The 7,829-nt window shown below is 74.7% G+C and carries 8 protein-coding genes and 1 pseudogene; 2 read left to right on the top strand and 7 right to left on the bottom strand.

The annotated features are described in order from the left end of the window. From GFJ45_RS14065 to GFJ45_RS14045, 5 genes are all read right to left on the bottom strand, one after another. Positions 1-516 (bottom strand): hypothetical protein (locus GFJ45_RS14065; RefSeq protein ID WP_228387074.1); only part of this gene is annotated, 516 nt, incomplete at its 3' end. An 87-nt stretch (positions 517-603) separates the two neighbouring features. Then, positions 604-1,245, bottom strand: a complete 642-nt coding sequence (locus GFJ45_RS14060; RefSeq protein WP_153398293.1) for a GNAT family N-acetyltransferase — start codon at positions 1,243-1,245, stop codon at positions 604-606. A 4-nt stretch (positions 1,246-1,249) separates the two neighbouring features. Then, positions 1,250-1,717, bottom strand: coding sequence for a cyclic pyranopterin monophosphate synthase MoaC (gene moaC, locus GFJ45_RS14055; RefSeq protein WP_153398291.1), 468 nt, complete (start codon positions 1,715-1,717; stop codon positions 1,250-1,252). Then, complete coding sequence (locus GFJ45_RS14050; protein WP_153398289.1) at positions 1,705-3,021, bottom strand: molybdopterin molybdotransferase MoeA; 1,317 nt, start codon at positions 3,019-3,021, stop codon at positions 1,705-1,707. Before GFJ45_RS14050 ends, moaC begins: the two co-directional genes overlap by 13 nt. Continuing rightward, positions 3,018-3,926 (bottom strand): UTP--glucose-1-phosphate uridylyltransferase, encoded by a 909-nt coding sequence (locus GFJ45_RS14045; RefSeq protein ID WP_153398287.1) that lies wholly within the window; start codon positions 3,924-3,926, stop codon positions 3,018-3,020. Before GFJ45_RS14045 ends, GFJ45_RS14050 begins: the two co-directional genes overlap by 4 nt. 81 nt (positions 3,927-4,007) lie before the next feature. Here GFJ45_RS14045 and GFJ45_RS14040 point away from each other — a divergent pair, with 81 nt between their 5' ends. Next, entirely contained in the window at positions 4,008-4,625 is a 618-nt protein-coding gene (locus tag GFJ45_RS14040) for a 5-formyltetrahydrofolate cyclo-ligase (protein WP_194288682.1), read from the top strand. On the opposite strand, the gene GFJ45_RS14035 is transcribed toward GFJ45_RS14040, so the two are convergent. Further along, positions 4,626-7,277, bottom strand: a complete 2,652-nt coding sequence (locus GFJ45_RS14035; RefSeq protein WP_153398283.1) for a penicillin acylase family protein — start codon at positions 7,275-7,277, stop codon at positions 4,626-4,628. Here GFJ45_RS14035 and GFJ45_RS17010 point away from each other — a divergent pair. Continuing rightward, positions 7,162-7,476: pseudogene (locus GFJ45_RS17010) on the top strand (FmdB family zinc ribbon protein); the annotation flags it as partial. The gene GFJ45_RS14035 and the pseudogene GFJ45_RS17010 overlap by 116 nt on opposite strands. 14 nt (positions 7,477-7,490) lie before the next feature. On the opposite strand, the gene GFJ45_RS17005 reads toward GFJ45_RS17010, so the two are convergent. Beyond that, on the bottom strand, positions 7,491-7,676 hold the full coding sequence (locus GFJ45_RS17005) for a hypothetical protein (protein WP_323368743.1): 186 nt from the start codon (positions 7,674-7,676) through the stop codon (positions 7,491-7,493). Between the last annotated feature and the right edge of the window lie 153 nt (positions 7,677-7,829).

The raw sequence follows: 7,829 nt of genomic DNA, 5'->3' as shown, positions 1-7,829 counted from the left end.
GGCCAGCCGCACCGTCAGCCACATCAGCAGCGGGACGGTGAGCAGCAGGAGCAGCACCACCACGGTGAGCAGCGGCAGGACCGGCGCGGCGGCGGCGACCCACCACGGCAGCAGCGGGCTGAGCCCCAGCCCGACCGCGGCCGCGGAGACCGCGACGGCCAGCAGCAGGGTGGCGCCACGCAGCGTTGCCACCCAGCGGGGCGGCACCCCGCGGGGCGGTGCCGGACGCGCGGGCGTACGCCGCTTCGGCGGGGCGGACTGACCGGCATCGGCACGCTTGACGACCACGTCCGGGTGGGCCGGGCGCAGTGGCGAGACGGAGTAGGAGCGTGGCACCGGGCGGGAGAGGTCCATCCGGGCCAGCGACTGCCGCCGCTCCAGCACCCGCATCGCCTCGGAGAACCGGTCGACCGACTTGGCCGTGGCGACGTGGTCGCGGCGGCGTATCCAGTGCTGGAGCAGGAAGGCAGCCCAGACAGCGATGATCACGACGAAGATCAGGCTGCTGGCGGGCACGTTCCCACGATAGGAACGCCACCGCGCGGCCTCGGGGACGTCGCCGGTGTGTCGCGGCGTGAGCTCTGTGACTGGTGTGGTGCGCCGCTAGCCGGTGGCCCCGGGGGCCTGCCGGTGGGTCACCCCGCTGGCGCCCGCGGCCCTGGCAAGCAACGTCCCCGCGGTGACCTCCTCGGCGAGCACGGCGAAGCTGAGGTGGTCGCGCCAGTCGCCGTCGACGTGGATCAGCCCGCGGCGCCGTCCCTCCTCCCGGAGCTGGAGGCGGCGTACGACGGCAAGGCTGGCGGTGTTCTCCGGGCGGACGTTGACCTCGACGCGGTGCAGCCCCACCCGCAGCAGCCCGTGCTCGATCGCCATCGCGAGCGCCCAGGTCGCGATGCCGCGCCCGGTCGCCTGGCGGTCCAGCCAGTACCCCGCGGTGGCCGACCACCGGGAGCCCCACACCACCTCGAAGAGGTGCATCTGGCCCACCAGGACGCCGTCGGCCTCGACGACGAAGGGCACCAGCTGCCCGGCCGCGGCGGCGCGCTCGGCCGCCCGGCGGGCCGCCCAGAACGAGGACTCCCGGACCGGCCCGGTCGGGTAGGTCGCCTCCCACCGGCGCAGCCACTCCCCGTTGCGCTCGCGCAGCGCCTGCCACTGGCGCCGGTCGGAGCGCCGCAGCCCCCGCAGGACGATGGTGTCGCCCTCGGGGCGCTGCACCTCGAGCCGGGCGGGCCAGCCCCTCACGGCCTCATCGCCGCCAGTCTCCCGACCTGCCGCCGGTCTTGGCGGTGACCCGCACGTCGGTGATGGTGGCCCGCCGGTCGAGCGCCTTCACCATGTCGACGAGCGCCAGTGCCGCGACGCTGACGCAGGTCAGCGCCTCCATCTCGACGCCGGTGCGGTCGGCGGTGCGCACCTCGGCGGTGATCGCCACCCCGTCCTCCTGCACGACCAGGTCGACCTCGACGCCGTGGACCGCGATCGGGTGCGCCAGCGGCACCAGGTCCGGGGTCCGCTTGGCCGCCTGCAGACCCGCGACCCGGGCCACCCCCAGAGCGTCACCCTTGGGCACGGCCCCGTCCCGGACCGCGGCCACCGCCTCCGGCGACAGCAGCACGGTGCCCTCGGCCCGGGCGGTGCGGACGGTGACCGCCTTGCCGCTCACGTCGACCATGTGGGCGGTGCCGTCAGGGCGCAGGTGGTTCAGCCCCGCCACCGGTGCCTGCCTCGTCCGTTGCCGGTGTCCGCCGCCAGCTCCGCCTGCCGCTCCTCCTCGGCCACCAGCCGGGCCTCGATCTCGACGACCGGCCGTAGCGGCCGCACCGCCAGCTCCTCGCCGGCTGCGACCTCGGTGACCTCCTCGGCCACCTCGGCGAGCCCGTCGGCGCGGGCGGCGGAGGCCATCCGGTGCGAGCCGGCCGGGCCGGTCGGCACGCACGCGTAGGCGCCGCTGGGGTCGCGCTGCAGCCGGACCGGCACGAACTGCCGCTTGCCCTCCGGAGACTCCCAGCCGTGCGTGACCAGCGCGGGCAGCGTCACCGGGTGGTAGCGGCTGCCGGCCCGGCGCGCCAGGGCCGGCCGCACGAACACCTCGAAGCTGACCAGTGCGCTCACCGGGTTGCCGGGCAGCGTGAACACCGGCACCCGGCGACGGCCCAGCAGCCCGAAGCCCTGCGGCTTGCCCGGCCGCATCGCCACCTCGGTGAAGCGCATCGAGCCCTCCCCGGACAGCACCTCCTTGACGACGTCGTACTCCCCGCCCATGCTCACCCCCCCGGTGGTGACGATCGCGTCGGCGTGGTCGAGGTGGTGGCGCACCGTCTCCCGGATCTGCCCGGCGTCGTCGGGCAGGTGCCCCGCGTGGACCGCGTAGTGGCCCGCCTCCCGCACCGCAGCGGCCAGCATCGGCCCGTTGGAGTCGGCGATGTGCCCGGCACCCGCCGGGATCCCGGCCGGGGTGAGCTCGTCACCGGTGGAGAGCACCACCACCCGGACCGGCCCGATGACGGCGACCTCGCCGGCACCGGCGGCGGCCAGCGCGCCCACCTGCGCGGGGCCCAGCCGGGTGCCTCGCGCGAGGACCACGTCACCGGCGGCCAGGTCCTCGCCGCGGCGTCGGATATGGGCGCCGCCCTCGGGGGCACGGCGCACCAGCACCTCCCGGGGTCGGCCGTCGGTGTCCTCCACCGGCACGATGGCGTCAGCACCCTCGGGGACCGGCGCACCGGTGAGGATCCGCCAGGCCCGCCCCGGCAGCAGCGTGTGCGGCGTGCCGTCCCCTGCGGCGATGTCGCCCTCGACCGGCAAGTTGCGCGGGTGCTCGGGGTCGACGCCCTCCAGGTCGGCGGCGCGCACGGCGTAGCCGTCCATCGCCGAGCAGTCGAACCGCGGCAGGTCGGTCTGCGCGAGGACGTCCTCGGTCAGCACTCGGCCGTGCGCCCGCGACAGCGGGAGCTGCACCTCTCGGACCGGCCGCACCTCGGACAGCAGGTGCTGCAGGTGCTGCTGGACGGTGATCACGCGGGCCCTCGCGCGGGGACGCGGTCCTGCAGCCAGGCGCGGAAGTCCTCGCCCAGCTCCGGGTGACGCTCGCCCAGCTGCACGACCGCCTTGAGGTACTCCAGCCGGTCGCCGGTGTCGTAGCGGCGACCGCGGAACACCACACCGGTCACCCCCGCGCCGTCCCCGTCGGCGTTCGCCAGCGCCAGCATCGCGTCGGTCAGCTGGATCTCCCCGCCCTTGCCCGGCTGGGTACGCTCCAGCTCCTCGAAGATGCGCGGGTGCAGCACGTAGCGGCCGATCACCGCCAGGTTGGACGGAGCCTCCTCCGGGGCGGGCTTCTCGACCAGGCCGGTCACCTGCACCAGGTCCTCGCCCAGCGGGGTGGCCTCGGCGCAGCCGTACCGGTCCGCGTGCTCGGGCGGCACCTCCATCAGCGCCACGACGGAGCCGCCGCGCTCGGTCTGGACCTGCAGCATGCGCTCCAGGAGCCGGTCCTCCTCGTCGATCATGTCGTCGCCGAGCAGCACCGCGAACGGCTCGTCACCGACGTGGGCGCGTCCGCGCAGCACGGCGTGGCCCAGTCCGAGCGCCTCCCCCTGCCGCACGAAGTGCACGTCGCGTCCCAGCTCGCTGCTGCGGCCCACCCGGCCCGCGCGCTGGTCGTCCCCCTTGGCCTCGAGCGCGCCCTGCAGCTCCGGCGCCTGGTCGAAGTGGTCCTCGATGGCGCCCTTGCCGCGGCCGGTCACCATCAGCACGTCGGTGCACCCGGCCCGGACCGCCTCCTCGACGATGTACTCGATCGCCGGCCGGTCGACCACCGGCAGCAGCTCCTTGGGCACCGCCTTGGTCGCCGGCACGAACCGGGTGCCCAGCCCGGCGACGGGGATGACGGCCTTCCGGATGCTCCCTGCGCGCTGTGTCATGGGCCCCAATGTAGCCACGGACCTGCGGGATCACCCGTCCGGCGACGAGCCGGCACCGCGCCGATGTCGCACAATGAGGCCGTGACCACGTCACTGCTGCCAGATCCCTGGCCGCCCGAGGCCCGGCACGGCTCGGTCGCCGACCGCAAGGCGGTCTGCCGGTCGTGGGTGCGTGACCAGCGGCGCCAGCTCCGCGAGCAGGGCGGCGAGGAGACGCGGCGGGAGCACGCCGCCCGGCTGCGCGAGCACGCCACCGGCTGGCTGACGGCCCGGCGCGGCGGCTCGCTGGCGGGGCTGGTCGTCACCAGCTACGAACCGTTCCCGACCGAGCCGGACGTGGGTGACCTGAACGCCAGCCTGCTGCGGGCGGGGGCGACCGTGCTGGTGCCGGTGACGCTGGGCCGGGACCGCCAGCTCGAGTGGTCCGACCTGGCCGACCCTGACCGTGCCCACCTCGGGCTGCCGGCGCTGGCACGCGCCGAGGTGGTGCTGCTCCCGGCGCTGGCGGTGGCGTCGACGGGCGTGCGGCTCGGGCAGGGCGGTGGCTACTACGACCGGCTGGCGCCAGTGCTGCCCCCGGCCGCGCCCCGGGTGGCCGTGCTGCACGACCACGAGCTGGTCCGCTGGCTGCCCACCGAGCCGCACGACATCGTGGTCAGCCACGTGCTCACCCCCGAGGGTGTCCGCGAGCTGGGCTGATCAGCCGTCGGGCAGCAGCCGCAGGGTGGCCTCGGCTGCTTCCTCGACCGCGGCCCGGCCGTGCCGCCATCGGTAGGTGGCGCCCTCCAGCCAGGCCTGCGTCTGGTCGCTGAAGTGGGGATGGAAGGGGTGGCCGGAGACACCGGTCTGGTTGACCCACCGGGAGGCGTCCAGGTTGGCCAGGTCGACCACCATCCGCATCGACGGGCCGTCGGTGACCCGGTAGCTGCCGGTGCTGGCGTCCCACTTCATGGCGTTGACCAGGCCGGTGCTCCCCGGGGCGGGGAACGGGCCCTCGTTGAAGATGCCCTGCACCACGTCCGGCATGTTGTCCCCGCCGAGCACCGGGTGGGTCAGCGACACCTGGTGCAGCCGGCCCCACTGCCAGTCCTCGGGCTCCTTGGCGATGCGCCGGGTCAGGTCCAGCCGGGCCTCGATGAGGGCCTGCCGCACGATCTCGTCGCGGGTCTCGACCACGCCCACGGTGCGCCGGTCGTCCCACCACGGGTCCTCCGGCCGTTCCAGCAGCCGGGTCACCACGTTCTTCCAGCGCTCGCCGCCGTCGGCCGTCAGGTCTCGTGGCAGCTCGTCGTTGAAGGTGAGCGCCAGCAGGTGGGCCCAGGTGCTGGTGTAGTACATCGCCGCGGCGGCCTGCTCGCCGTTCTCGGCGGGGAAGCTGTGGTCCCACCGGCGCAGCAGGTCCTGGGGCTGGGCGTAGAAGTCGTCGGTGAACCGGACCTGCCGCAGCACCGGCAGCAGCGTGTCGGCGAAGTCGCTGGTGGCGTCGGTCTGGATGCGGGTCATCGCGCCGGTGGTCAGCGGCCCCTGCTGCTGCTGCTGCTCCAGCAGCGTCCGGATCCGCTCCGAGCGGTAGCCGTCGGCCCACTCGGTCGTCAGGAACGGACGGCTGCCGGCCGTGACCGCCTGGTTGGCGCTGACGATGACCCCGTCCTCCGGGTTGAGCGCGTGCGGCAGCTGGTCGAAGGGGACCCAGCCCTGCCAGTCGTAGCTGGAGTTCCATCCCGGGGCGGGCCAGAACCCCGGCGGCGCGCCGTTGGTGGAGGACTCCCGCACCGGCACCAGACCCGGCGCCTGGTAGCCGATGTTGCCCTCGACGTCGGCGTAGAGCATGTTCTGCGCGGGGACGGCGAACAGCCGGGCGGCGGCCCGGAACTGCTCCCAGTTGCTGGCGCGGTTGAGCGCGAACACCGCGTCCGCGGTCTGGGTGCGCTCCAGCCCGGTCCAGGCCAGCGAGACCTCGTACCGCTCGGAGGACTCGATCCCGTTGAGCGGAGCGCCCCGGCCCGCCGCGGCGACCGGCTCGCTCACGTCGGACAGCAGCGGGCCGTGCACGGTCTCCCGGACGGTGATGGTCCGGTCCTCCCCACCCGCGACCTGGATGGTCTCCTCCCGGCTGCGCAGCGGCTCCCAGGACCCGTCCCGGCGGTACCGGTCGCCGTCGACCTCCTCGAGGTAGAAGTCCGTCACGTCCGGGTCCAGGTTCGTGAACCCCCAGGCGACGCGGTCGTTGTGGCCGATGACGACGCCCGGGAACCCCGCGAACGAGAACCCGGAGACGTCGAACGGGCAGTCGGCGTCCACCTGCCGGCAGTGCAGGCCGGCCTGCAGCCAGGGGCTGGGCTGCCCCACGGCCAGGTGGGGGTCGTTGGCCAGCAGCGGCAGCCCGGACTGGGTGTGCTCACCGGCGACGACCCAGGCGTTGGAGCCGATCCCCTCTCCGGTGCCCAGCAGCGAGCTCACCGACCCGAGCGCCTGCTCGGTCCGCTCCACCGCGGCGGCCTGCTGCTCCGGCAGCGGCGGCAGCGCGGGGGGCGAGGTCCGTGCGGTGCGGTCCCCTCCGCCGTCCCCGTCCGCAGCGGCGTGCGGCCCGGTGCCGCCGCGGCCCTGGCCGGCGAGCGGCTGCTCGTCCCCGGCCGGCCCCGGCTCCCACTCGTCAGGGCCCAGCACGGGGGCGTGCTCCTCGAACGGGTACTCCGGGTAGAGCGAGTTGAGCTGCTCGAGGGCGACGTTGCCCGCGAGCCGGGCGCGGGTGAGCTCGTCGGTGTAGTTGCCGCGCAGGTCCCACGCCATCGCCTTCAGCCAGACCAGCGAGTCCACCTCGTCCCACGGCTCCAGCTGGTAGTCCGAGAACTGCTGGCCGAGCAGGAGGTACTCCAGGGCGACCTCGGAGCGGGCGGGGTTGTTCGCCAGGTAGGCGTTGACGCCCTCGGCGTAGGCGGCGAGGTAGCGGCGGGTGTCGGCCGACAGCGTGGGGAGCTCCTGGCTGGCCACCCGCCGCCAGCCGAGGGTGCGGACCAGCGTGTCGCTGGCCAGCCCCTCCTCCCCGACCAGCTCGGCGAGCCGGCCGGAGGCCACCTTGCGGCGCAGGTCCATCTGGAAGAACCGGTCCTGCGCGGCGACGTAGCCCTGGGCACGGAACAGGTCCTCCGGGGTGTCCGCGTAGATATGGGGGACGCCCTGCTCGTCGCGCAGCACCTCGACCTCGGCCGACAGCCCGGGCAGGGTCTGCTCCCCGGTGGTCTGCGGGAACGGCCGGCGCACCAGCCCGACACCCAGGACCGCCCCGCCCACGACCGCGAACACCACGACGACGACCAGCGGTAGCAGCAGGCGGCGGAGGACCTTGGGCACGGCCCCGAGCCTAGGCCACCAGGACGACCGTGCCCGGGAGGCCGCGTACACTTCCCTCGTGCCCAAGTACTCCTATGCGTGCCGGGCCTGCGGCCACCGCTTCGACGTCCAGCAGGCCTTCTCCGACGACGCCCTGACGACCTGCCCGCAGTGCGAAGGCTCCCTGCGCAAGCTGTTCGGCGCGGTTGGTGTCGTGTTCAAGGGCTCCGGTTTCTACCGCACCGACTCCCGCACCTCCGCGAGCTCGTCCGCCAGGGGCTCCACCGACTCCTCGGGCGGCTCCACCGACACCGCGGGCGGTTCGTCGACGACCAAGGAGCCGGCCACCGCCGGCAGCTCCTCCGGTTCCTCCTCCACTGCGGGCAGCGGCAGCGGTTCCTCCTCCACAGGCGGGTCCACGCCCTCCTCCTGACGCCGCCGCGCCGCCTAGCGTCGCCGTCCGTGGCGACAGCGATGCAGGCAGCGACCGGCGGTCACCGTCCGCGCCGACGAGGGTGGCCGCAGCGCTGGCAGGGCTGGCGTGGTCCCGGCCGCGCCGCCCGCTGGCGCCGT

The organism is Ornithinicoccus halotolerans (genome assembly GCF_009602535.1).
Taxonomy (GTDB): domain Bacteria; phylum Actinomycetota; class Actinomycetes; order Actinomycetales; family Dermatophilaceae; genus Ornithinicoccus; species Ornithinicoccus halotolerans.
The sequence above is the reverse complement of the archived record's forward strand: the minus strand, read 5'-3'. Positions and strand labels throughout refer to the sequence as shown.

Excerpts from the sequence above, each read along its gene's own strand:
- GFJ45_RS14045 (WP_153398287.1), bottom strand. The coding sequence starts at position 3,926 with ATGACACAGCGCGCAGGGAGCATCCGGAAGGCCGTCATCCCCGTCGCC.